Origin of the sequence: Streptomyces adelaidensis, assembly GCF_016598475.1 — a bacterium.
GTDB classification, from domain to species: Bacteria; Actinomycetota; Actinomycetes; order Streptomycetales; family Streptomycetaceae; genus Streptomyces; species Streptomyces adelaidensis.
In genome coordinates, this window is the sequence record NZ_JAEMUX010000010.1 from 103,671 (window position 1) to 127,933 (window position 24,263).

Here is a 24,263-nt window from a genome sequence, read left to right on the forward strand (position 1 = left end):
TGGTGCAGCAGCCAGGCGAGTATCAGCATCACCGCCACGGTGAGCGCGAGAGTCGGGGCCGCATCGATGTGCGGCTCCGCCGCGGGGCGCGACCAGCCACGACGCTCCCGCAGCCGGGACTCGGGCCTGTCAGCGGTGTTTGTCGAAGAAGTCACCCCGGGCTCACCCCAAAGTGGCCCGCTTGAGGGACCTGGCCCGCCGCGCGACTCTTCGTACCGTCGCGTTGCGCGGGATGAAGGCGAGCTGCACGGGGATACCGCCGGGCAGACCCAGCGAGGTGAGGCGCCGGCGCTTGAAGTACCGCAGCGTGTGCGCGCTCAGATGCTTCGCCAGATACGACGCCGTCTCCGCCCGCAGCGACGGGTAGATCTTCGGCTGCATCGCGAACCCCACCGCCCGGGCCAGGCCGTTGAGGTCCGGCACCTCCGTGCCCGGCCGCCCCGCGGTGACCGCCGCCCGGTCGCCCAGATCCGGCAGCAGCGCGTCCACGACCGTGACGGGCACCCGGTTGCTGTTCTCGTACGGCGCGAGCCGGTCCAGCAGGGTGCCGGTGCCGACGCGGGCGACCTGCAGCCCGTACAGCGCGGAGGCGGTGAGCAGGGCCGTGGAGAAACAGCCGACGACGAGGGCCGGACGCATCCGCTGGTAGAGCACCTCGGCGAGGACCGGCGTGTCCAGCACCGTCAGATCGGCGCCGAGCCGCTCCGCCTCCTTCTCCAGACCGCGCGACCAGCGGGCCGGGGCGCTCGGGTGGGGCTTGAACACGACCTTGGTGTGCCCGAGCGCGACCACGCCCTTCAGCATCCGTACGTGGAGGTCTTCCTCCTCCTCGGCGGTGAGGATGCCCAGCGCCGAGAGGTACTGGCCGAGCAGCAGCGCCGGCTCCTCGATCCCGGGCAGCGTGTCACCGGTGTCGACCAGCTCCGCGAGCACCTTGACGAAGGCGTCCGTCGGCACGATCTCCGCGCCGACCCCGAACTCGGTGAGCAGCAGCGGCTCCAGGCCCCGCACCAGGTCCAGGTGGAGGAGGCGGTCGATCCGGGTGCCGACCAGCGGGTCGATCTTGTTGCGGGTGGGGCCGTAACTCATCAGGCCGTCCGCGTACACGGTGACGGGCGCGCCGGTGAAGATCTGGGTGAAGCCGAGCGCCGGATGGACCTGGATGGACTCCACGGCCAGCTCGACATCGTCGTCGCCCAGGTCCCACAGCAGCCGCAGATGCCGCTCCCACAGGGGTACGTCGTCCAGGCGCGGGGACCAGCCGCCCGGGTGGAAGGGCGCGATGGTCTCGTTCCAGGAGATCACCTCGTCGAAGCGGGAGCGCAGCCGCTCGAAGCCCGGCATCTCGTCCACGCCGGGGGCCGTCTCGGGCGTCGCCGCGTTGTTGGAGACCAGCAGGATGCGCCGGGACGCGGGACGGAAGCACTCGCTGTCCAGCGCGGCGGCCAGCGTGGCCGTGCCGTACAGCGTGGACGCCATGAAGATCTGCGTGGTCACGCGGCGACCCCCGTGGCGGCGGGACGACGACGCAGCCGGCGCAGCCGCGTGGCGCGCTGGACGTCCATCGAGTCGAGGGCCTCGTCGAGCACGTCCTGCGGCATCCGCCGCAGCGCGACCGAGCTCATCGACTTGAGTTTCCGTGCCACCGCCGGCTCGAACCTTTCGATGGATCCCAAATGATGGGAGATAATCGCGCAATAGGTGCGCACGGCCTTGGGGAGCAGTTTGTCCGCATCCCCGTCCCTCGCCGTTTCGGCGATGACCTGGTCGAATGCGCGAATGAAATCGAGTTGCCGCACGTCGCCGATCTGGGTCAGGGACGAGGCGACCCCGCGCCGGTAGAAGACGCCCAGCAGCCCCACCGTGGCGAAGGAGTCCGCCTCCCGGTGCAGCTTCCAGATCCACGGCCGGTCCTCGGCCGTGCGCAGCCCGTGGGTGAAGTGCAGCACGCCCTTGTCGACGAGCCGGCGGTGGTAGATGCCCGCCCAGGCGTACGCGTAGTCGACGGAGGTGGACCGGTCGGCGGGCAGGATCGCGTCCCTCGGGTTCGTCACCACGCCCCGCCGCCCGTTGGGCACCCGGTGGACCGAACGGGACCGCGCGGTGCACTGGACATGGTCCGTGCGCACGAAGTCGCAGCCCAAGTCCTCTATGGCGCCGACCAGTTGAGAGTAGTAGCCGGGGGCGAGCCAGTCGTCCCCGTCGAGGAACGTGAGGTACTCGCCACGGGCCTTGTCGATGCCGGTGTTGCGCGCGGTCGCCAGTCCTCCGTTCTGCTCGTGTCGGACATGCACCGCACCCGGCAGCTCGCGCTCCGCGCGCGCGAGGATGTCCGGTGTCCCGTCGCGCGAGCAGTCGTCGACGAGAATGAATTCGAAGTCCTCACGAGCGTTGGCTCTGAGGCTCTTCAGGGTGTCGGGTGCGTATTGCTGCACGTTGTAGAACGGCACGATGACGGAGAGCTTGACCACCCCCGTGACATTAGGGGGGCCCTCCGGCATTCGTCTTGACCGCCTGCTTGATGTCAGGTGAACGACGCGTGGCGGTACCGTGAACCAGGCACTTTTCTATGCGTTCCGCGCCCCGATTCGCCATTCGGCGATGTGCTGTTAACCCTTTGTTGCATTCGGGTTGGGCCGTTGAACGGAATCGCTTCCTAGCGTCTTCGATGTGCCAGCAAGTGCTACGAACGGCCCGCGAGTCGCCGTACTCGCGGATTCCGACACCAGGTGGAAATGGGGCGCGCTCACCGCGCACCGTCTCGCTCCCGAGGGTTCGGACATCCGCCTGGACGGCTTCCTCCTGCGCGGCCGAGCCACCCCCACAGCCCGCCAACTCGACGAGGTCGGCGTCCGCCCCGCCTCCCTGCGCGAGGTGACCGGCCTCGAATTCCTGCGCGCCGTGAAGGAGGACACGTACGACGTCATCGTGCTCTCCCTCGTCGGCGGGGGCGTCCAGGCGATGCTGCACGGCCTGCGCCGGGCCTGGGCCGGGCGCCGGAAGCGGCCCGTCGTCGTCACCGGCTATGTCGGTGTCGTCTACGAGAAGCTCGCCGACGGTCTGCTGCTGCGGCACGGCGCGGACCTCGTCCTCGCCAACTCCCGTCAGGACGCGGACCGTTTCCGCGCCGTGTACGAGGGGGTGGGCGCCGACGCCACGTCGGTCACCGAGGTCGCGCTGCCCTTCCTGGGCGGAAAGCCGTACGCCGGCGCCGAGGACCCCTACACGGTCGTCTTCGCCGTACAGCCGTCCGTCCCGGACAACCGCAAGGACCGCACGTACCTGCTGAACCGGCTCGTCCAGCACGCGAAGCTGCACCCGGACCGTCAGGTGCTGCTGAAGCTGCGCTCCAAGCCGGGCGAGCACACCACGCACATCGAGGAACTGCCGTACCAGAAGCTGGTGGAGCGGCTCCCCGGCGGCGCGCCCGCCAACTTCCGGCTGGTGTACGGGAACATGGGCGAGGTCCTCGACACCACCGACCTGCTGGTCACCATCAGCTCCACGGCCGCCCTGGAGTCGCTGCACCGCCGTATCCCCACCGTCGTCCTCACCGACCTCGGCATCCGCGAGACGCTCGGCAACCACCACTTCGTGGGCTCCGGCTGCCTCGCCTCCTGGGACCAGCTGGACGCCGGGCACGAGCCGGCGCCGGACCCCGAGTGGGTGGCCCGGCAGGGCGTCGTCCCGGACGGTTACGCCACCGCCTTCGAAGCCGCCCGCGAGCGCATCGCCAAGCTGCTCGCCGCCGACGAACTCCCGCCCCTCACCCCGTACTACACACCCGTCACCGCGCCCGGCTACCTGCCCGGCATCCTCGCCCGCCACCACCTCGGCCCCGACGGCACCGCGCTGCCCGGCGCGCCCGCCGCCGACAGGCAGGCCGGGCCCGTACGGCAGATCGTGCGCCGGGCGGCACGCGGTGCCTACCGCCACGGGGTGCAGCGCGTGGCGCCCGTCATCCGCCGGATGGGGGAGCTGTGAGCCGCCGACCGTCCACTGCGCAAGGAGTACAGCCCATGACCGACTCGGAAGCGGACCGAGCGACTTCGCCGCGCCGCGTCCTCGCCGTGATCCCCGCCCGCGGCGGCTCCAAGGGCGTCCCCGCCAAGAACCTCGCCCCCGTCGGCGGAGTCCCGCTGGTGGCCCGCGCGGTCCGCGAGTGCCTGGCCGCCGGGCTGGTGACCGACGTGGTCGTCTCCACCGACGACCACGCCATCGCGGCCGCCGGCCGTGAGGCGGGAGCCGAGGTCGTCCTGCGCCCCGCCGCCATCGCCGGCGACACGGCGACCTCCGAGGCCGCCGTCCTGCACGCCATGGACGCCCACGAGGCGCTGCACGGCGCACCGGTCGACGTCGTCCTTCTCGTCCAGTGCACCAGCCCGTTCATCCTCCGCGAGGACATCGACGGCGTCGCCCGCGCCGTCGCCGAACACGGCGCCGACACCGCCCTCACCGTCGCCCCCTTCCACGGCTTCATCTGGCGGGACACGGCCGACGAGTTCACCGGGGACGACGAGGCGAACCGCGTAGCCGCGCCGGTGGCCCATGGCACGGCGGCGCACGGCGAAGCCGCCGGGACCCGCACGGCCGCCGAGTCCGCCGGCGCGTGGGAGGCGCCCCGCGGCGAGGTGCCGCCCGGCGGCCCCGCACCCACGACGAGCGGCACCGGCGCACTCGGCGGAGCCGCCCTGTCCGCAGGGGCCACGGCCGCAGGGGCCACGGCCGCAGGGGCCACGGCCGCAGGGGCCACGGCCGCACGGGCCACGGCCGGAGGGGCCGACGTCTCGCGCCCGGCGGGCGCGCCCGGCTCGGGCCCGGCCCTCGCGCTGGTCGGCGACGACGACCACCACCCCGCCCCCGGCTCCACCGCCGGAGGCTACGGCGTCAACCACGACAAGTCGTTCCGCCCCCGTCGCCAGGACCGCCCGCAGGACCTGCTGGAGACCGGCGCCGCCTACGCCATGGACGCGGCCGGCCTGCGCAAGCACCAGCACCGTTTCTTCGGCCGGACGGAACTCGTCCGCACCGACCCCGCGCGGGTCCTGGAGATCGACGACCCGCACGAGCTCGCCCGCGCCCAGGCCCTCGCACCGTTCTTCGACGCGAACCGGCCCGGCGCCCTCCCGACCGCAGAAGACATCGACGCGGTCGTCCTCGACTTCGACGGCACCCAGACCGACGACAGGGTGCTGATCGACGCCGACGGACGGGAGTTCGTCTCCGTGCACCGCGGGGACGGCCTCGGTATCGCCGCCCTCCGCAGGAGCGGCCTGACGATGCTGATCCTGTCCTCGGAGAAGAACCCGGTCGTCGCCGCCCGGGCCCGGAAGCTGCAGATCCCGGTGCTCCACGGCATCGACCGGAAGGACCTCGCACTGAAGCAGTGGTGCGAGGAGCAGGGCATCGCGCCGGAGCGCGTGCTCTACGTCGGCAACGACGTCAACGACCTCGCGTGCTTCGCCCTCGTGGGCTGGCCCGTGGCGGTCGGCAGCGCCCACGACGTCGTGCGCGGCGCCGCACGCGCGGTCACCACCGTCCCCGGTGGTGAAGGCGCGATCAGAGAGATCGCCGGCTGGATCCTCGGTCCCTCTCTCGACTCTCTCGACCCCCTCGACAGTTAAGGAACGTCCCACCATGAGCACCAACTCCCGTCTGCGCACCTTCGGTTCGAAGACCGCCGGCCCGGGCCACCCCGTCTACGTCGTCGGCGAGATCGGCATCAACCACAACGGTGAGCTGGAGAACGCCTTCAAGCTGATCGACGCCGCCGCCGAGGCCGGCTGCGACGCCGTCAAGTTCCAGAAGCGCACCCCCGAGATCTGCACCCCCCGCGACCAGTGGGACATCGAGCGGGACACCCCCTGGGGCCGCATGACCTACATCGACTACCGCCACCGCGTGGAGTTCGGTGAGGACGAGTACCGCCAGATCGACGAGTACGCCAAGAGCAAGGACATCGACTGGTTCGCCTCCCCGTGGGACACCGAGGCCGTCGCCTTCCTGGAGAAGTTCGACATCCCCGCCCACAAGGTGGCCTCCGCCTCCCTCACCGACGACGAGCTGCTGCGCGCCCTGCGCGGCACCAACCGCACGGTCATCCTCTCCACCGGCATGTCGACCCCGAAGCAGATCCGCCACGCGGTCGAGGTCCTCGGCTCCGACAACATCCTGCTCTGCCACGCCACGTCGACGTACCCGGCGAAGGCCGAGGAGCTGAACCTCCGCGTCATCAACACCCTCCAGGCCGAGTACCCCAACGTCCCGATCGGCTACTCCGGCCACGAGACGGGCCTGCAGACCACGCTGGCCGCGGTCGCCCTCGGCGCCGCCTTCGTCGAGCGCCACATCACCCTCGACCGCGCGATGTGGGGCTCCGACCAGGCCGCCTCCGTCGAGCCCCAGGGCCTCGTCCGCCTCGTCCGCGACATCCGCACCATCGAGGCCTCCCTCGGCGACGGCGTCAAGAAGGTCTACGAGTCCGAGATCGGCCCCATGAAGAAGCTGCGCCGCGTCACCGGCGTCGTCGCCGAGGCGGAGATCGCGGCGGCGGCGGGCGAGCCGGTCGCGGTCTGACCACCCACCACCCCCACCCACTCAGGGAAGCGACGGTCGTACGTCGATGAGCCCCCGCGCCGGAACCGCCGGCCTCCACACTCTCGCCTTCGTCGAGAGTCCGGTACAGCTCCTGAACGTGCTGGAGTGGGCGCACGCCCACGCCGTCGGCACGGAGGAGGCCCCCGGCGCGGGGCTCACCCTCGTGGTCCTGTCGCCCAACGACCCCATGACCCGGGGCCAGCTGCGCCGTATGGCGGAGCTGGCCCGGGACGAGGGTCACAAGGTGCGCTGGGAGGAGGCACGCGGCGGCACGTCCGCCCCGTTCCGCACCATCGGCGGGCTCGCCCCGCTGCTGCGCGCCGCGAGCCGCATCGTCCTGGGCGACCCCTTCTCCCGCTACGTCCAGCTCCTGCTGACCATCACCCGGGCACCCGAGGTGGTCGTCGTCGACGACGGCACCGCGACCATGGAGTTCGTCTCCCAGCTCGCCCGCGGCGAACGCCTCGTCCGCTGGCACCGCAAGGGCGGCCGCCCCGGCCCCCGCGACCTGATCTTCGCCCCGGTCTCGGCCAAGGCCCGCAAACGGCTGACCCCGACCGCCGGCAGACGCGTCGAGGTCTTCTCCTCGATGCCGATAGACGAGACCCCCGACGGCGTCACCGTCACCGCCAACTCCTTCGCCTGGACCCGCTCCCGCTTCGGCCCGCCCCGCATCACCAAGGGCGCGGACCTGGTGGGCACCTCCCTGGTCGAGACCGGCGTGGTGGACGGCGACCGCTACCTGGAGGCGGTCCGTTCCCTGGCCAGGACCCACGGCGCGACCCGCTACTTCGCCCACCGCCGCGAGGGCGCCGAGAAACTCCACGCCCTGGCGGCGGAGACGGGCCTGGAGATCGTCCGCCCGGACCTCCCGCTCGAACTCATCGCCCGCCGCGGCCCCATCGGCCGTACGATCCTCAGCTTCCCCTCCACGGTCGTCCACACCCTGCCGCTGGCCCTGGCGGGAACGGACGTACGGGTCGCGGTCTGCGACATCGACCCCTCCTGGCTCACCCAGAACGCCTCCCCTCGCGCCCAGGGTTTCCTTTCCGGCGTCACGGGGACGGCACGGGACGTGCACCGGCTGTCGTCGGTGGCGCCGATCTGAGCCGCGCGCCACCGAGGGGGACGGCGGCCTGGAACGGGTTCAAGTTCTCACCACGCCCTTCCCCGCGCCCGCTATGAGGGCCGCGAGGGGAAGCCCACGACCACCCGCACAGGCCCGAGTCGTAGGATATGTGTGCTATCAGCGGGAGTTGACGGGGCCGAGTTGCTGATGCGACGCCGATGGGCGGTGACGGGGGAGACGTGTCATGGGAGTGCCGGGCATACCGAGTGATCCAGGCGGCAAGCCGGACCTCCTCGTCTCCAGCGACAAACTGACCAAGCTCGCCGATGACCTCGACGACATGCGGGACCACCTGGACAAGCAGATCAAGCGCATGGACGGCATCGTCGACCGCGTCGAGGCGGGGTGGCGGGGGCCGGCGGCCACGGCGTACCGCGAGTTCCACCGGGCGGCGGCCGAGGACGCCGTACGCATCCGTGAAGTGATGAAGCACCTGGAGCAGGCCGTACGGCTGAGCCGGGACGGCTTCGACGAGCGGGAACTCGACGTGCTCGCCCAGATGCGGCGGATCCAAGTGGACGTCGACACCGAGGTCGGCAAGCTGTCCACGCCGAACACGGACGCGGCGGCCGGCCCACCGACGCAACCGCGCAGCAGCCTCGACTCGTTCTGAGCCCTGACGCACACAAGGGGAACCATGTCGACCGCGAACTCCGACGACCACATAGCCGTCACCTTCGCCACCCTCCACGAACTCGCCGGCGATCTGGAGGACATCCTCAAGAAGCTGAACGACAAGCTGGATGACCTCTACGACCGCGCCGTACCGGTCGTGACGTCCTGGGAGGGCGAGACCCGCGAGGTCTTCGTCGACAAGCTGGACGAGTGGGACCGCTCGGCCCAGGACCTGCAAGCGGCCCAGAAATGGCTGCACGAGATCGTCACCACGGGGCACATCAACTACACGGCCGCACACCGGGCCGTTCTGCGGGGCTGGGGCGCGGCGTGATGGCGACGGCTTCACCAGGGTGTGGCGTGTCCGTGCACCGGGCCGTGCTCGGCAGGGGGGTCGCCTGATGGCAGGACCGCCGCCGCCGTCCCCCGCGGGGAACGGCGGCTTCGACATCCAGCCCGTGCACGTCTACCACGCCTCGGACCTGGTCCGGGACGGGCAGTACCAGCACGACGAGCGGGCCGTCGCCCTGGTCGGCGTACTGAACAGGTACAACCAGTCCGCCGGTACCGGCTGGGCCGCCGACGAGTTCGCCGACGAGTATCAGAAGGTGGCCGCGAAGTTCCTGGAGGCCTGGGGCCGGGGCGTGGTCAGCATCGGCGGCGCCTCCGTCGGACTCACGGTCACCGCCAACCACTACGTCCTGGCCGACTGGGAGGCCGACGGCCGTAAGGGCGCGCAGCCGACGCTCCGCCCGGAGCCGGTCGTCATCAGCAGCGCACCGCCCTACGGCCCCGTCAACCCCATCAAATGGTCGGGCACCGGCGAGGACGTCGACTCGTGGTGGATCTCCGGCGCGCTCGGCGAGGCCCCCGACTTCCTCGCGGACGTCATCCGGCCGGCCATCGAGGACGGCCTGCGCCTGGGCAAGGTCCACGAGATCACCCCGGGCATCAAGGAGGACGAGACCCGGGACATGGCCAAGGCATGGCGGAAGATCGGCTCCGACGCCGTGAAGTCCTCGGACGAGTTCAACGACGCCATCGCCACGATCACCAACCCGAAGGACAAGGGCGAGTGGCAGGCCGCCATGCGGGCCTTCGGGCAGACCATCTGGGGCACCACGGCGTGGGGCCGCCAGCGCGGGGCGGACGGTGCGCGGGCCCAGTCCGGCGGCCGCGAATGGCGGACCACCAAGGACCTCCCGCCGTCCGGTCGGCGGCCCGTCATCGACGTGCTGAAGAAGACCGCGGACGCCGTCGCCGCCATCCTTGATCGTCTGTCCGACGTGGGGGAGAAGACCACCGAGTTCACCGAACAGGCCGGCATCAACGCCACCAAGGCCACGGTCAGGGATCTGACGACAGGGCTCGATTGGAGGGAACTGACCAAGCTGGCGGTCGGCGGAATCGTCGTTCAGGTCGTGCTCACCTTCCGGTCCCACATGGACAAGGAAGGCGTGGACGCGGTGGTCGAGAACTACCACCGTGCGTTCGACGAGGCGGCCGGCGAACTCCGCGCCCTCCTCCCGGAGCTGGAGCTGGCCATTCTCAGCGCCCCGACCTACCACGCGGAGGCCGCCCGGGCCCAGGGCTTCGGCGCGCGCTCGCTCAACGAGTTCAAGAAGGAGCACAGCTGGCAGCGCGGCGGGGAGAGCCCTTTCCCGTACCTGTACTCGCTGGATCTGGCGACGAACGAGGGGCTGGGGGGCGGGCACACCCTCGACAAGCATGTGGGCAAGACGGACGCCCAGCTTGTGCAGCGCATCGAGGACGAGCAGCGTGCGAACGGAAAGTACAACATCCTCACCTCCTCGTCCTTCACCGATCTGGATTCGGCCCAGAAATACACTCAGTACAACGTCCGCGAGAACACCCCGGAGATCCAGGACTGGCTCAAGAACCCACCGCCACCGAAGGACTTGGTCATCGGCGTCCCCTCAGTCCCCCACGAGGGCCCGCTCACCGGTTCCGCGGTGACCGGACGAACCGTGCAGGTGGTGGACGGCAAAGTGGTGCCCGCCGCGGACTCTCTCGGCGTGACCACCCGTCTCAAGTACGACCCGAACCTGAACCCGCCGTTCGTCGTCTACACCTCGGCACCCGAATAAGGAGCGAATGATGGAAGAGGGCCGGCTCGACGCGGCGACATGGTCGGACGCGCTCAAGCTGTACGAGTGGCTCTGTACGTTCGTCGCTGTCGCTCCGCGTGAGCACGACGAATGGTGGTTCGACGTGGGGTCGATCATGCGTCTTGAGACCCGGGACCCACGAGGCTGGGAGTCCATCGACCCCTACGAGGGAGAGGACGAGCGCCGGGAGGATCCGCTGTTCCCATGGCTGGAGACACCCTCCACCCCCGCGGACGCGGAACGCTACGGGGAGCGGGTGGAGGAACTCCCCCGGTCCTCGGTGCGATCGCTGGTCGTTCTGCTCGGAGCCGGAACAAGTAGCGTGGACCTCTCCCGTTCATTGGGCTGGGAGGACCGCAGGCCGGAGATGGAACGCCGGGCCGATGTGATCCTTTCGCGCTTCCCTGACGGCACCCGCTTCTTCACCAACCTCGGCTGGAAGGGCGACCGTCCCGATTTCTACAAACAGTCCTCCCGGGGGCACGACTCCTTCAGCCACTACGGCTGGGACGCCGGACTCATCGCCGTGAACGACGACGAAGTAGCCGTGTTCTGGAACTTCCTGTCCGTCTGATCCGCCCCGCCGAACCGGGAAGACCCAGTGCTCACCAGATCCGCCACATATCCGGACCGGGAAACCGCCCATTGGGCCACCCAGGAGGTCGTCACCCGCAACGAGCAGGCCATCCACCGCTGGCTCGCCCAGGGCACCCGCCCCCGCCTCACCATCGAGGCCGCCTGGCCCTCGCGTACCGAGCCGGTGGGCCGCGTGCTGCTCCAGGCCATGGCCCTCGCGGGACGCGGACCCGTGGACGTGCGGGCCGCCCGGGTCGTGCTCCGGCGTGAGCCGGCGAGTCCGATCGGGTTCGTCGTGCACACCACCTTCCCGATCTACGTGTAGAGGCGCAGGTCATGTCCATGAAGCCCCTGGAGTTCGACCGCCGATACGGCGAACTCGACCAGGTGATCAGCGCATACGTCGGCCGGCCGGCCGACGACACCCCCGAACGGCCCGGCCAGGCCCTCACGGCGTATCTGCGCCACACCTGGCACAGCCGCCCGTGGGCTCTGCCGGTCGCTGAGCAGCAGCTGCGCACCTACGCGCGCAATCCCCCCGGCCGGCTCCGGCTCGGCCTCGGCGAGTACTACCCGGTGCCGGACATCGGCCTGCCCGAGGCCGAGATCCAGCAGTGGCTGATGCTGCTCGCCGACCACATCAGGCACAGCGTCGAGGAGGGCGAGATCCCGCCTCCCGCCGCCCTGCCCGAGACGCACTGGGAGTGGCACGCCCGCTTCCCCGAGCTCGGCCAGTTCCTGGGCGGCTGGTTCTCGCAGGACATGCCCGACGAATTCGGCGACCACGACGCCGCCGTACGCGACTACGGGAGCACGACCGACCGCACACTCGTGGCCCGCCTCGTCGGCGAGCTCCATGAGCTGCTCACTCTCGACCTGGACGAAGGCGACTACTCCCTCGCCGTCGCCGAACTCGGCATGGAGGTCGACCCCCCGGCCCCGTACGGACCCAGAGGCTGGCTCGCCCACGTCGCCGACCGCCTCGCGAGTCCACGCGCGGAGTACGGGCCTCCGAGCCCGGAGGACGGCGCCGGAGAATGACCCCGTGGCTCGGCCCCACGCCCGAGACGTTGGTCACAGGCCTCGGCCGTGACCGGCGTCACTCACGTCCTGCGCCTCGTCCTCCCGCCAGGTGAACCCCACCGGCCCGGACGAAGCTCCCTTCTCCTCGGCGGCCCGGCCGCTGCCCGACCGCACCAGCCGGACCGGCCCCGTCGGCCCTCCACCTCACCAGAATCATGAAGACGGGGCAGGTCAGGACCAGGGTCGTCGTGCCGAGGAAGCCGTACTGGGCCGGCCTCCATGGGGCCTGTTCCTCGCCGCGGCCCGCACGCTCGCAGGTCCCGTTCCCCCGTTCGCCGCCCACCGTCGGCGGCGTTGTCGGCGGTGCCGCTCGCGCGACTCCAGGTTGTCCGCCACGGCTGCCCCGGTACACCACGTAGCGGAACAGTCGCGCGCTGGTGATGGTTCCGGAACGGCGAAGTGGCGCGGACGTGGTATCCGTGGAGGTGGGAATCGTCCGGGCACCCCCGGACGTTTAGACGATGGGATTCGCGGGCAACCCCGGCGTTCCCTGGGAGCCCCGAGGTCCACCCGCCCGAAAGGCGGATGGGCATACCCATCACTGCCGATACGTATGCGTTGAGCGACCGAAAACTTCCCCTCAGGGGCTGATTTTTTGTTGATCGTGGGTTAGTCGGTCGCCCGATCGCCCTACCCTTCAGAGGGTGAACCAACTGATGTCCCGAGAGTCCGAGGCCGATCTGCCCGGGGAAGCCGAAAACCTGCTCCCCGGCGCGTTGCCGGAAGCCCTGCGTGCCGAACTCGTCGCGTTCCGCCGTGACTTGCACATGCACCCGGAGCTTGGCAACCAGGAGTTCCGCACGACCGCCGCGATCAAGGCACGCCTGGAGAAGGCGGGCCTTCATCCGCGCGTGCTCGACACCGGAACCGGGCTCATCTGTGACATCGGCGACTGGGACGGCCCCGACCAGTCCGCCCTCGCCCTGCGCGCCGACATCGACGCGCTGCCCATCCCGGACACCAAGGTGGACTGCGACTACCGCTCCACCGTCCCGGACCGCGCCCACGCCTGCGGCCACGACGTGCACACCACCGTCGTCCTGGGCGCCGGCCTCGTCCTCGCCGAGCTGCACCGCGAGGGCCGGCTGCCCCGCCCCGTACGGCTGATCTTCCAGCCCGCCGAGGAGGTGCTGCCCGGCGGTGCCGCCGACGTGATCAAGACCGGCGCGCTCAACGGCGTCGGGCGGATCATCGCCGTGCACTGCGACCCGAGGGTCGACGCGGGCCTCATCGGACTGCGCCACGGACCCATCACCTCGGCCTGCGACCGGCTGGAGATCTCGCTGGACGGGCCCGGCGGCCACACCGCCCGCCCCCACCTCACCACCGACCTCGTCACCGCCGCCGCCCGCGTCGTCACCGACGTGCCCGCGCTGGTCGCCCGCCGCTTCGACGCCCGCGCCGGGCTCGTGGTGACCTGGGGCCGCGTCGAGTCGGGCCACGCCCCGAACGTCATCCCGCAGCACGCCGAGCTCTCCGGCACCGTGCGCTGCCTGGACATCAACGCCTGGCGGCAGGCCCCCGACCTGATCCATGAGGCGGTCCAGGAGGTCGCGGTCATGCACCGCGCCAAGCCCGAGATCAACTACATCCGGGGCGTCCCCCCGGTCGTCAACGACCCCGTCGTCACCGAACTGCTCCAGGACGCCATGACCGCCCGCCGCGGCGCCCACTCCGTCGAGGACACCGAGCAGAGCCTGGGCGGCGAGGACTTCTCCTGGTATCTGGAGCACGTCCCGGGCGCCATGGCCCGCCTCGGCGTCCGCCGCCCGGGCGACCTCACCGTCCGTGACCTCCACCAGGGCGACTTCGACGCCGACGAACACGCCATCACCGTAGGCGTCGAACTCTTCACGGCGGCCGCCCTCCTGGACGCCCGCATGCGCGCCCTCCACCCGGCGGGCCTGTAACCCGTTCGAGATCCGTTCCGGTTGCGCCCCGCCCACCCTCGCGGCAGCCTGGTGCGCGTGTCCGTACGACCCCGTACGGTGCGCGCACCGACACGCTGAAGTCACCCCACGTACACGGAACGCCAGAGGCGCGAGCGGGCTTATGCCCCAAGCGCCCCTTTCGGTCCCATGGTTCACGAGGACGTAACCGGCCATCGGCACGAATGGATAACGGCCAGTCGAAACCCCGTTCCCAGGAGTGTCTACGCGCGTTAATGTGCGCCGAACTGAGCACCCGGATGCGGGGCTTTGGAGAAGATGGGGAACTTCAAGATGCGTCGGATTTCCAAACTGACCCGCGTCGCGGTGGGGGTCGCGTCGCTGGCGCTCGCCGCCACGGCCTGTGGTGGTACCAGCAGCGACAGCAGCAGTGACAGCGAGACCACGAAGGGTGCGAAGGGCCTCGCGATCGCGTACGACATCGGCGGCAAGGGCGACCAGTCCTTCAACGACGCCGCGTACGCGGGCCTGGAGAAGGCGAAGAAGGAGTTCGGGTACGAGACCCAGGACATCGAGCCCACCGAGGGCGAGACGGACGCGGACAAGCAGCAGCGCCTGGAGTCCCTGGCCAAGCAGGGCTACAACCCGGTCATCGGAGTCGGCTTCGCCTACGGCCCCGCGATGGAAGCCGCCGCCAAGAAGTACCCGAAGGTCTCCTTCGGCATCGTCGACTCGGTCGTCGAGGGCGACAACGTGGCGTCCCTCGTCTTCGCCGAGCAGGAGGCCTCGTACCTCGCCGGTGTCGCGGCCGCCAAGGCCACCAAGACGAACACCGTGGGCTTCGTGGGCGGTGTGGACATCCCGCTCATCCACAAGTTCGAGGCCGGCTACAAGCAGGGCGTCGAGGACACCAGCGGCGGCAAGGTCAAGGTCATCTCGCAGTACCTGACCCAGACGGCCGAAGAGGGCGGCTTCTCCAGCCCCGACAAGGGCAAGGCCGCCGCCGAGGGCCAGATCGAGAAGAACGCCGACGTCGTCTACCAGGCCGCCGGTCTCTCCGGCCAGGGTGTCATCGAGGCCGCCGCCAAGGCCAAGGTCTGGGCGATCGGCGTCGACTCCGACCAGTACGACCAGGAGGCCCTGGCCCCCTACAAGGAGTACATCCTCACCTCGGCCCTGAAGGACGTCGGCGGCGCGGTCTACGCCCTCGCCAAGTCCGTCGAGGACGACAAGCCCCTCACCGGCACCCAGACCTTCGACCTCAAGGTCGACGGCGTGGGCCTCGCCGACTCCAACCCGGAGATGTCCGAGATCGCCGGCCTCTCCGACGCGGTCGCCAAGGCCAAGAAGGAAATCATCGACGGCACGATCAAGGTGAAGACCGAGTAGTCCCACCTCTCCGAGTGCCGTGAAGCGGGCGGGTGTCCCTGGACCCCCGCCCGCTTCGCTTTTTCCCCCGGTGGGAACGGCGCCGCCGCTTTGAGGGGCGCGGGGAACTGAGCGACCAGCCACAACGAACCCGCACCCGACGCTCACCCCCCACCCGCCCACACCACCCCCGCCGCACCCCGCAACACGGCCCCATAACAACGTGGTCCCCCGCCCTTTCCCGCCAGGTCTACGCGCGTTACCCTCGCCGAAAGCCATAAGGCGCCGACGCTGTGCAGCACCACCTGGCAGTACCCCCGGCGCTTGTACGACAGGAGCACCAACACATGCGCCGGGTTTCCCGTACAGCGGTCGCAGGCGCAGCGGCCGCCTCCCTCGCCCTCGTCCTCTCCGCCTGCGGCGGCACCTCGACCGAGGCGTCGTCCGCCGCCGACTCCGAGGGCGACAAGGGCCTCGCCATCGCCTACGACGTCGGCGGCAAGGGCGACCAGTCCTTCAACGACGCCGCGTACGCGGGCCTGGAGCAGGCCAAGAAGGAGTTCAGGTACGAGACCCAGGACATCGAGCCCACCGAGGGCGAGACGGACGCCGACAAGGAGCAGCGCCTGGTCTCCCTGGCCAAGCAGGGCTACGACCCGGTCGTCGGCGTCGGCTACGCGTACGCGACGGCCGTGAAGGCCGCCGCCGAGCAGTACCCGGACACCACCTTCGGCATCGTGGACGACTCCACCGTCCAGCTGGAGAACGTCGCGGACCTGGTCTTCTCCGAGGAGCAGGCCTCCTACCTCGCGGGTGTCGCGGCCGCCAAGGCCACCAGGACGAACACCGTCGGCTTCGTCGGCGGTGTGGACATCCCGCTGATCCACAAGTTCCAGGCGGGCTTCGAGCAGGGCGTCAAGGACACCAACCCGAAGGCCACGGTCCTCTCCCAGTACCTCACCCAGACGGCGGAGGAAGGCGGCTTCTCCAGCCCGGACAAGGGCAAGACGGCCGCCGAGGGCCAGATCGAGAAGAAGGCCGATGTGATCTACGCGGCGGCCGGTCTGTCCGGCCAGGGCGTGATCGAGGCCGCCGACACCGACCAGATCTGGGCGATCGGCGTCGACTCGGACCAGTACAAGCAGGAAGCCCTCGCGAAGTACCGGGATTCCATCCTGACCTCGGCGACGAAGGACGTCGCCAAGGCGGTGTACAACCTGGCGAAGTCGGTCGAGGACGGCAAGCCCGAGACCGGTATCGTCAGGGGCGATTTGAAGACGGGCGAGGTCGGCCTCGCCGAGTCCAACCCGAAGTTCAAGAATGACACCGAGCTCCAGAAGGCCATCAGCACAGCCAAGGCGAAGATCATCAGCGGTGAGATCAAGGTCGAGACCAGCTGACCCAGCTACACCACGAGCAGCCGGGTGACTCCGGGGAGGTTCAGGCCCCTCCGGAGTCGCCAGTAACCGCGGGGTTACCTGCGCTCAACGGGGTACGGGGAGTATCGCTCCCTGTACCCCGTTGTCCGAGCGGCCCCGGGGGAGTCGAGGTACGTGCCCACGCCCTTCGACTTCCCCGGCACCGCTGGGTGCGTAGCCCGCTTTCGATGCCGTAGGGGCGCTACGCGCGTAGACGACCCCCTTTCCCAGGAGAGTGCGCCATCAACGCGTCCAGCAGCCCTCCGGCCGACGTGGCGGTCAACGAGTCGGTGACCGCCGTCGAACTCGCCGGGATCACCAAGCGATTCCCCGGCGTGGTGGCCAACCACGACATCCACCTCACCGTCCGCAAGGGCACCGTCCACGCCCTCGTCGGGGAGAACGGCGCCGGCAAGTCGACCCTGATGAAGATCCTCTACGGCATGCAGAAGCCGGACGAGGGCACCATCGAGGTCGACGGCGAGCAGGTCTCCTTCTCGTCCCCGGCCGACGCCATCGTGCGCGGCATCGGCATGGTCCACCAGCACTTCATGCTCGCCGACAACCTCACGGTCCTGGAGAACGTGGTCCTCGGCAGCGAGAAGCTGTACGGCATCGGCGCCAAGGCCCGCCGCAAGATCAAGGAGATCTCCGACCGGTACGGCTTCGGGGTGCGCCCCGACGTCCTGGTCGAGGAGCTGGGTGTCGCCGAGCGCCAGCGCGTGGAGATCCTCAAGGTCCTCTACCGCGGCGCCCGCACCCTGATCCTGGACGAGCCCACCGCCGTCCTGGTGCCGCAGGAGGTCGACGCGCTCTTCGCCAACCTGCGCGAGCTCAAGACGCAGGGCCTCGCGGTCATCTTCATCTCGCACAAGCTGGGCGAGGTGCTCTCCGTCGCCGACGAGATCACCGTCATCCGGCGCGGCACGACCGTCGGCACGGCGATCCCCGCCGAGACCACCTCGCGCCAGCTCGCCGAGCTGATGGTCGGCAGCGAGCTGCCCACCCCGGAGACGGCCGAGTCGACGGTCACCGACCGCCCCGTCATCACCGTCAAGGACCTCCGTCTCGAGGCGGCCGGCGGCAAGGCGCTGCTCGACGACATCACCTTCACCATCCACGCGGGCGAGGTCCTGGGCCTGGCCGGCGTCGAGGGCAACGGCCAGACCGAACTGGTCGACGCCCTCATCGGCCTGAAGTCCGCCGACTCGGGCACCATCTCGCTCGCCGACGACGAGATCACCGGCTGGGCCACCCGCAAGCGCCGCGAGCAGGGCGTCGGCTACATCCCCGAGGACCGCCACCGGCACGGGCTGCTCCTGGAGGCCCCCCTCTGGGAGAACCGTATCCTCGGCCATGTGACCGAGCGGCCCAACGCCAAGGGCGTCTGGCTCGACCCGAAGGCCGCCCAGGAGGACACCCGCCGGATCGTCGCCGACTACGACGTCCGCACCCCCGGCATCGACGTCACCGCCGCCTCGCTGTCCGGCGGCAACCAGCAGAAGCTGATCGTCGGCCGCGAGATGAGCCACAAACCGCGCTTCCTGATCGCCGCCCACCCCACCCGCGGTGTGGACGTCGGCGCGCAGGCCCAGATCTGGGACCAGATCCGCGAGGCCCGCCGCGACGGCCTCGCCGTTCTGCTGATCTCCGCGGACCTGGACGAGCTGATCGGCCTGTCCGACACCCTCCGGGTGATCTACAACGGCAAGCTGGTCGCCGACGCCGACCCGGCCACCGTCACCCCCGAGGAGCTGGGCTCGGCCATGACCGGGGCCGTCACCGGCCACCTCGAACACGAAGAAACCCCTGGGGCCCCCGAGTCCCCGGAAGACGAGGCCCGCTGATGAAGAAGTTCGACAGGGAGCGCGTGCTCCTCGCGGTGGCCGGACCGGTCCTCGCGCTCGCCGTGGCCTTCGCCCTGACCGCGATCGTGCTGCTCGCCTCCGGCAAGAACCCGATCGAGCCGTTCACGCTCATGTTCGAGCAGGCCTCGTTCTCCGACATCCAGGTCCGGATCATCAACCAGGCCTCGCTGTACTACATCGCGGCACTCGCGGTGGCCATCGGCTTCCGGATGAACCTGTTCAACATCGGTGTCGACGGCCAGTACCTGCTCGGCGCCATGATCACCGCGATCGTCGGCGCCCACGTCGACCTGCCCGCGGTCATCCAGATCCCGCTGCTGATGCTCACCGCGATTCTCACCGGCGCCTTCTGGGCCGGCATCGTCGGTGTCCTCAAGGTCACCCGGGGCGTCAGCGAGGTCGTCGCCTCGATCATGCTGAACGCGATCGCGACCTCCGTCATCGGCTACCTCTGGCTGCCGAACGTCTTCGGCGTCAAGGTCGGCAACAACAACACCACCGGCGAGATGGCCGAGTCCGGCTGGGTGCCCGGCATCGACATGGGCGACGCCGGCGAGATCTACGGCCTGGTCGTCCTCGCCGCGCTGCTCGGCATCGGCTACTGGGTCGTCATCAGCCGCACCCGCTTCGGCTTCGACCTGCGCGCCTCCGGCGCCTCCGAGTCGGCCGCAGCCGCCAGCGGCGTCGACCCGGGGCGCATGGTGCTCACCGCGATGCTGCTCTCCGGCGGCGTCGCGGGCCTCGCCGGCCTGCCGATCCTGCTCGGCGACACCCACACCTACAGCCTGAACTTCCCCACCGGTATCGGCTTCCTCGGTATCGGCATCGCCCTGCTCGGCCGCAACAGCCCCGTCGGCATCGCCTTCGCCGCCCTGCTGTGGGCCTGGCTCGACAAGGCCTCCCCGGAGCTGGACTTCCACGGCTACGACAAGGAGATCGCGGTCATCATGCAGGGCCTGATCGTGCTCTCGGTCGTCGTCTCGTACGAGACCGTCCGCGAGTGGGGTCTGCGCCGCCAGCAGCGCCGGGTCGGCGCCGAACTCGCCGCGGGCCATGTCCTCGGCGCCGACGGCTCCGCCGACAACAACGTCAAGAAGGAGGTGGCTGGCCGATGACCACCGCAACCGACGTCAACCAGCCCACGCTGCAGCCGGCCGCCCCGACCGGCCGCAAGCTGTCGCTGCCCGTGCTGCTGCTGGTCATCGCCGGCGTCCTGGCCCTGACCTCGATCGTCCGCATCATCACCGGCGCCGACGGCATCACCAACGTCAGCCAGATGTCCACCGCGCTTGAGCTGGCCGTCCCGATCGGCCTGGCCGGTCTCGGCGGTCTGTGGGCCGAGCGCGCGGGCGTGGTCAACATCGGCCTCGAAGGCATGATGATCCTCGGCACCTGGTTCGGCGCCTGGGCCGGTTTCCAGTGGGGCCCGTGGACCGGTGTCCTGGTCGGCATCGCCGGCGGCGCGATCGGCGGCCTGCTGCACGCCTTCGTCACCATCACCTTCAACGTCAACCACATCGTCTCCGGTGTGGCCATCAACATCCTCGCCCTCGGCGCCACCCGCTACCTCGCCCCCCTCGCCTTCGTGGGCCACCAGGGCGGCTCGGCCAAACAGTCCCCGCCGGTGGACTCCCTCGGCGACTTCACGGTCCCAGGACTCTCCGACGCACTGCGCGACCTCAACGACCAGGGCTGGTTCTTCATCTCCGACATCGCCGGCCTGCTCGGCGGTCTGGTCACCGACGTCTCCTGGCTGACCCTCCTCGCCGTCGCGCTGATCCCCGCCACCTGGTGGATCCTGTGGCGCACCGCCTTCGGTCTGCGACTGCGCTCCTGCGGTGAGAACCCGGTCGCCGCCGAGTCCCTCGGCGTCAACGTCTACAAGTACAAGTACCTCGCCGTGATCATCTCCGGCGGTCTGGCCGGCCTCGGCGGCGTCTTCCTCGCCATCGTCGCCAACCCCTTCTACCTGGAGGGCCAGACCGGCGGCCGCGGCTACATCGGTCTCGCCGCGATGATCTTCGGCAACTGGATGCCGGGCGGCCTCGCCATCGGCGCCGGCCTCTTCGGCTACACCGACAGCCTCAACCTGCGCGGCGGCTCCGAGAACGTCCACGCGCTGCTGCTGCTCGGCGCCCTGCTGCTGATCATCGGCGCGATCTGGCAGGCCGTCCGCAAGAAGTACGTCGCCGCCGCGATCACCTTCGTCATCGGCGCCCTGCTTCTCACCTGGTACTCCGTCACCAACGAGGTCCCGAACCAGGTCGTCTCCGCCACGCCGTACGTCATCACGCTGATCGTCCTCGCGCTCTCCGCGCAACGGCTGCGGATGCCGAAGGCGGACGGCCTGCCGTACCGGAAAGGACAGGGCAAGTGACCGCCGGCGCACTGGCCGAGGCCGACTGGGACGAGCTGCGCTCGGCCGCGCGGGACGCCATGTCCCACGCGTACGCCCCCTACTCGGGCTACCCGGTCGGCGTCGCCGCCCTCGTCGACGACGGCCGCACGATCTCGGGCTGCAACGTCGAGAACGCGTCGTACGGCCTCGGCCTGTGCGCCGAGTGCGGGCTGGTCTCGGAGCTGCACCGCACGGGCGGCGGCCGCCTCACGCACTTCACCTGCGTGGACGGCCGCGGCGAGATCCTCGTCCCGTGCGGCCGCTGCCGGCAACTGCTGTACGAGTTCGGCGGCCCGGACCTGCTCCTGGAGACCCCGGCGGGCATCCTGCCCCTCTCGCAGATGCTGCCCCAGGCCTTCGGCCCGGACCATCTCACCAAGTAACTCCCGTGCGGCCCCTCTGAGTTGCGCTCAGGGGGGCCGCGCACTTTCCCGCACAACCCTGGAAGGAACGCCATGGCCATGTCGATGGACGCCATCTCCGTCATCCGCACCAAGCGCGACCGCGGCGAGCTCAGCGACGAACAGATCGACTGGGTCATCGACGCCTACACCCGCGGCGAGGTCGCCGACTACCAGATGGCCGCCCTCAACATGGCCATCCTCCTCAACGGCATGGACCGCCGGGAGATCTCCCGCTGGACGGCCGCGATGATCGCCTCCGGTGAGCGCATGGACTTCTCGTCCCTGTCCCGCCCGACCGCCGACAAGCACTCCACGGGCGGCGTCGGCGACAAGATCACGCTCCCGCTGGCACCCCTGGTGGCGGCCTGCGGCGCGGCCGTCCCCCAGCTCTCCGGGCGGGGCCTCGGCCACACGGGCGGCACCCTCGACAAGCTGGAGTCGATCCCGGGCTGGCGCGCGCTCCTCTCCAACGAGGAGATGCTGTCCGTGCTGGACGGCGTCGGCGCGGTGATCTGCGCTGCGGGCGACGGCCTGGCCCCGGCGGACAAGAAGCTCTACGCGCTGCGCGACGTGACGGGCACGGTGGAGGCGATCCCGCTCATCGCCTCCTCGATCATGTCGAAGAAGATCGCCGAGGGGACCGGCTCGCTGGTCCTGGACGTGAAGGTGGGCACGGGCGCCTTCATGAAGACCATCGAGGACGCCCGCGAGCTGGCCTCCACGATGGTCGGCCTGGGCACCGACCACGGCGTGAAGACCGTCGCCCTGCTGACGGACATGGCGACCCCGCTCGGCCTGACGGCGGGCAACGCCCTTGAGGTCCGCGAGTCGGTCGAGGTCCTCGCGGGCGGCGGCCCCGCGGACGTCGTGGAGCTCACCATCGCCCTGGCCCGCGAGATGCTCGACGGGGCCGGCGTGAAGGACGCCGACCCGGCGAAGACCCTTGCCGACGGCTCCGCGATGGACACCTGGCGCCGCATGATCGCGGCCCAGGGCGGCGACCCGGACGCGCCGCTCCCGACCTCCCGCGAGCAGCACGTGGTGAAGGCGGGCGCCTCCGGCGTCCTGACCCGCCTCGACGCGTACGACATCGGCCTCGCCGCCTGGCGCCTCGGCGCCGGCCGCGCCCGCAAGGAGGACCCGGTGCAGGCCGCCGCGGGCGTCGAGATGCACGCCAAGCCGGGCGACACGGTGACCGAGGGCCAGCCGCTGCTGACCCTCCACACGGACACCCCCGAGCGCTTCGAGTACGCCCTGGAGGCCGTGACCGGCTCCTTCGACATCGCGGCCCCGGGCACGCCCTTCACCGCGAACCCGATCGTGCTGGACCGGATCGCCTGACCCCACGTCGGGCGCCGTCGCCCTCCGCGATGAGTTCCGGGGCCGTGCCTGGTCTACCGATCGTGGACGCGACGACACCCGCCGTACTCGTACTGCCAGGCCCCGTCACCCGGGACGAGGTGCCTCGGCTCTGTGACGAGGTGCGCGCGCATCTGGAGGGGGCCGGGGGCGGCATCGTGGTGTGCGACGTCGCCGGGATCGGGCCGCCGGGCCTGGGCGTCATCGACGCACTGGCCCGGCTCCAGCTCACGGCGAGACGGGCCGGCGGCCGGATACGGCTCCGGGACCCCGACCCGGCGCTCCGCGCGCTACTGGGTCTCGTCGGGCTTGCCTTCGATGTGGAGGGGCAGGCCGAAGAGGGGGAACCAGCGGGCGGTGTCGAGGAAGCAGTGGAACCCGGCGATCCGGCCCGCTGAGATCTCCAGCACCTGCACGGCCCACGCGCTGAAGCCGCCCTTCTCCGGGTCCGGCTTGTACTGCGCGAAGCCCGGCAGGCCGTTCACCGCGACCGGCACGAGGTGCGACCCCGCACAGGGCGCGCCGAGCGTGGTCATGAACCCGGTGATGTCGCTCGTCCCGGTCAGCCACAGGTCGAACGGCGGCATCGTCATGACCGCGTCCTCGTGCAGCAGGGCCGTCAGCGCCGCCATGTCGTACCCCTCGAACGCGGCGACATAGCGGTCCAGGAGCTTCTGCTGCTCCTCGTCGAGCGGGTCGGACACCTCGGCCGCCGCCGCGTGCCCGTCGCTCACCGCGAGGGTCGCGCGGGCCCGCTGCAACGCGCTGTTCACCGAGGCGACCGAGGTGTCCAGCAGCTCGGCGACCTCACTGGCCTTCCAGGCCAGCACCTCGCGCAGAATGAGCACCGCGCGCTGCTTCGAGGGCAGCTTCTGCAGCGCGGCGACGAAGGCCAGCCGCACGGACTCCTTCGCCACGGCCGCCTCCGCCGGGTCGGCGGTCGACGGCAGCACCCGAGCGTCCGGCACCGGCTCCAGCCAGGTGTTGTCGGGGCGCGGTGCGAGGGCGGCTTGCGCGAGGGGGGTGGACTCGGTGAGATCCATCGGACGGGCCCTCTTGTTCCCCGCGGTCAGCATGTCCAGGCACACGTTCGTGGCGATCCGGTACAGCCACGATCTCAGCGACGACCGTCCCTCGAACTTCTCGTAGCTCCGCCAGGCCCGGATCATCGTGTCCTGCACGGCGTCCTCCGCCTCGAAGGACGAGCCCAGCATCCGGTAGCAGTACCCGGTCAGCTCGACCCGGTGCTTCTCCAACCGCACGTCCAGCTCCGCTGTCGCCGTCGCCGTACCGTCACTCATGGCCAACCCACCCCTGTGGCTCATCCGGTCGCGCGCACCTTCGCGCACCAACACCTCGGAAGCTACCGCAGCCCACTGACACTGGCTCCTCGAAGAGAGGAAAGCGCAGGTCAACCCCATCCGGCCCAG

22 protein-coding genes are annotated in these 24,263 nt (G+C 70.3%); 19 read left to right on the plus strand and 3 right to left on the minus strand.

Annotation, left to right across the window (positions count from 1 at the left end):
* Nucleotides 1–162: 162 nt before the first annotated feature.
* A complete protein-coding gene (locus I8N67_RS08195; RefSeq protein ID WP_200301926.1) occupies nt 163–1,497 on the minus strand; it encodes an alpha-2,8-polysialyltransferase family protein in 1,335 nt (444 codons plus the stop codon).
* The gene (locus I8N67_RS08200) at nt 1,494–2,471 is read right to left on the minus strand and encodes a glycosyltransferase family 2 protein (protein WP_200301927.1); all 978 of its coding nucleotides are present in this window, start codon (nt 2,469–2,471) and stop codon (nt 1,494–1,496) included. Before I8N67_RS08200 ends, I8N67_RS08195 begins: the two co-directional genes overlap by 4 nt.
* A 199-nt stretch (nt 2,472–2,670) precedes the next feature.
* Between I8N67_RS08200 and I8N67_RS08205 the strand changes: the two genes are divergently transcribed.
* From I8N67_RS08205 to I8N67_RS08295, 19 genes are all read left to right on the plus strand, one after another.
* Nucleotides 2,671–3,984, plus strand: a complete 1,314-nt coding sequence (locus I8N67_RS08205) for a DUF6716 putative glycosyltransferase (RefSeq protein WP_200301928.1) — start codon at nt 2,671–2,673, stop codon at nt 3,982–3,984.
* 35 nt (nt 3,985–4,019) lie between these two features.
* Nucleotides 4,020–5,624 carry an N-acylneuraminate cytidylyltransferase gene (locus I8N67_RS08210; RefSeq protein ID WP_200301929.1) on the plus strand — a complete coding sequence of 535 codons (1,605 nt, stop codon included), beginning with the start codon at nt 4,020–4,022 and terminating at the stop codon, nt 5,622–5,624.
* A gap of 13 nt (nt 5,625–5,637) precedes the next feature.
* Nucleotides 5,638–6,576, plus strand: coding sequence for an N-acetylneuraminate synthase family protein (locus I8N67_RS08215; RefSeq protein ID WP_200301930.1), 939 nt, complete (start codon nt 5,638–5,640; stop codon nt 6,574–6,576).
* 46 nt (nt 6,577–6,622) lie between these two features.
* Nucleotides 6,623–7,705: a hypothetical protein gene (locus I8N67_RS08220; RefSeq protein WP_200301931.1), complete on the plus strand. Its 1,083-nt coding sequence runs from the start codon at nt 6,623–6,625 to the stop codon at nt 7,703–7,705.
* Between the two features lie 205 nt (nt 7,706–7,910).
* Nucleotides 7,911–8,339 (plus strand): WXG100 family type VII secretion target, encoded by a 429-nt coding sequence (locus I8N67_RS08225; RefSeq protein ID WP_200301932.1) that lies wholly within the window; start codon nt 7,911–7,913, stop codon nt 8,337–8,339.
* Between the two features lie 24 nt (nt 8,340–8,363).
* Complete coding sequence (locus I8N67_RS08230) at nt 8,364–8,675, plus strand: WXG100 family type VII secretion target (RefSeq protein ID WP_200301933.1); 312 nt, start codon at nt 8,364–8,366, stop codon at nt 8,673–8,675.
* Between the two features lie 67 nt (nt 8,676–8,742).
* Entirely contained in the window at nt 8,743–10,449 is a 1,707-nt protein-coding gene (locus I8N67_RS08235; RefSeq protein WP_200301934.1) for an RNase A-like domain-containing protein, read from the plus strand.
* Nucleotides 10,450–10,456: 7 nt separating this feature from the next.
* Nucleotides 10,457–11,044: a hypothetical protein gene (locus I8N67_RS08240; RefSeq protein WP_200301935.1), complete on the plus strand. Its 588-nt coding sequence runs from the start codon at nt 10,457–10,459 to the stop codon at nt 11,042–11,044.
* A gap of 27 nt (nt 11,045–11,071) precedes the next feature.
* The gene (locus I8N67_RS08245) at nt 11,072–11,371 is read left to right on the plus strand and encodes an RNase A-like domain-containing protein (protein ID WP_200301936.1); all 300 of its coding nucleotides are present in this window, start codon (nt 11,072–11,074) and stop codon (nt 11,369–11,371) included.
* A gap of 11 nt (nt 11,372–11,382) precedes the next feature.
* Nucleotides 11,383–12,087, plus strand: a complete 705-nt coding sequence (locus tag I8N67_RS08250; protein WP_200301937.1) for a contact-dependent growth inhibition system immunity protein — start codon at nt 11,383–11,385, stop codon at nt 12,085–12,087.
* A gap of 698 nt (nt 12,088–12,785) precedes the next feature.
* Nucleotides 12,786–14,039, plus strand: coding sequence for an amidohydrolase (locus tag I8N67_RS08255; RefSeq protein ID WP_200301989.1), 1,254 nt, complete (start codon nt 12,786–12,788; stop codon nt 14,037–14,039).
* 312 nt (nt 14,040–14,351) lie between these two features.
* On the plus strand, nt 14,352–15,407 hold the full coding sequence (locus I8N67_RS08260) for a BMP family lipoprotein (RefSeq protein ID WP_200301938.1): 1,056 nt from the start codon (nt 14,352–14,354) through the stop codon (nt 15,405–15,407).
* A gap of 326 nt (nt 15,408–15,733) precedes the next feature.
* Nucleotides 15,734–16,786 (plus strand): BMP family lipoprotein, encoded by a 1,053-nt coding sequence (locus I8N67_RS08265; RefSeq protein ID WP_200301939.1) that lies wholly within the window; start codon nt 15,734–15,736, stop codon nt 16,784–16,786.
* A gap of 308 nt (nt 16,787–17,094) precedes the next feature.
* Complete coding sequence (locus tag I8N67_RS08270; protein WP_200301990.1) at nt 17,095–18,651, plus strand: ABC transporter ATP-binding protein; 1,557 nt, start codon at nt 17,095–17,097, stop codon at nt 18,649–18,651.
* Nucleotides 18,651–19,787 carry an ABC transporter permease gene (locus I8N67_RS08275; protein ID WP_200301940.1) on the plus strand — a complete coding sequence of 379 codons (1,137 nt, stop codon included), beginning with the start codon at nt 18,651–18,653 and terminating at the stop codon, nt 19,785–19,787. The genes I8N67_RS08270 and I8N67_RS08275 overlap by 1 nt, the downstream gene beginning before the upstream one ends.
* Nucleotides 19,784–21,049, plus strand: coding sequence for an ABC transporter permease (locus I8N67_RS08280; protein WP_200301941.1), 1,266 nt, complete (start codon nt 19,784–19,786; stop codon nt 21,047–21,049). Before I8N67_RS08275 ends, I8N67_RS08280 begins: the two co-directional genes overlap by 4 nt.
* The gene (locus I8N67_RS08285; protein ID WP_307835183.1) at nt 21,046–21,453 is read left to right on the plus strand and encodes a cytidine deaminase; all 408 of its coding nucleotides are present in this window, start codon (nt 21,046–21,048) and stop codon (nt 21,451–21,453) included. The genes I8N67_RS08280 and I8N67_RS08285 overlap by 4 nt, the downstream gene beginning before the upstream one ends.
* A 78-nt stretch (nt 21,454–21,531) precedes the next feature.
* Nucleotides 21,532–22,815 (plus strand): thymidine phosphorylase, encoded by a 1,284-nt coding sequence (locus I8N67_RS08290; RefSeq protein ID WP_200301992.1) that lies wholly within the window; start codon nt 21,532–21,534, stop codon nt 22,813–22,815.
* A gap of 29 nt (nt 22,816–22,844) precedes the next feature.
* The gene (locus I8N67_RS08295; RefSeq protein ID WP_200301942.1) at nt 22,845–23,231 is read left to right on the plus strand and encodes an STAS domain-containing protein; all 387 of its coding nucleotides are present in this window, start codon (nt 22,845–22,847) and stop codon (nt 23,229–23,231) included.
* Here the strand turns inward: I8N67_RS08295 and I8N67_RS08300 are convergent.
* On the minus strand, nt 23,124–24,134 hold the full coding sequence (locus tag I8N67_RS08300) for a sigma-70 family RNA polymerase sigma factor (RefSeq protein ID WP_200301943.1): 1,011 nt from the start codon (nt 24,132–24,134) through the stop codon (nt 23,124–23,126). The two genes, I8N67_RS08295 and I8N67_RS08300, sit on opposite strands and share 108 nt — an antisense overlap.
* Nucleotides 24,135–24,263: the final 129 nt, after the last annotated feature.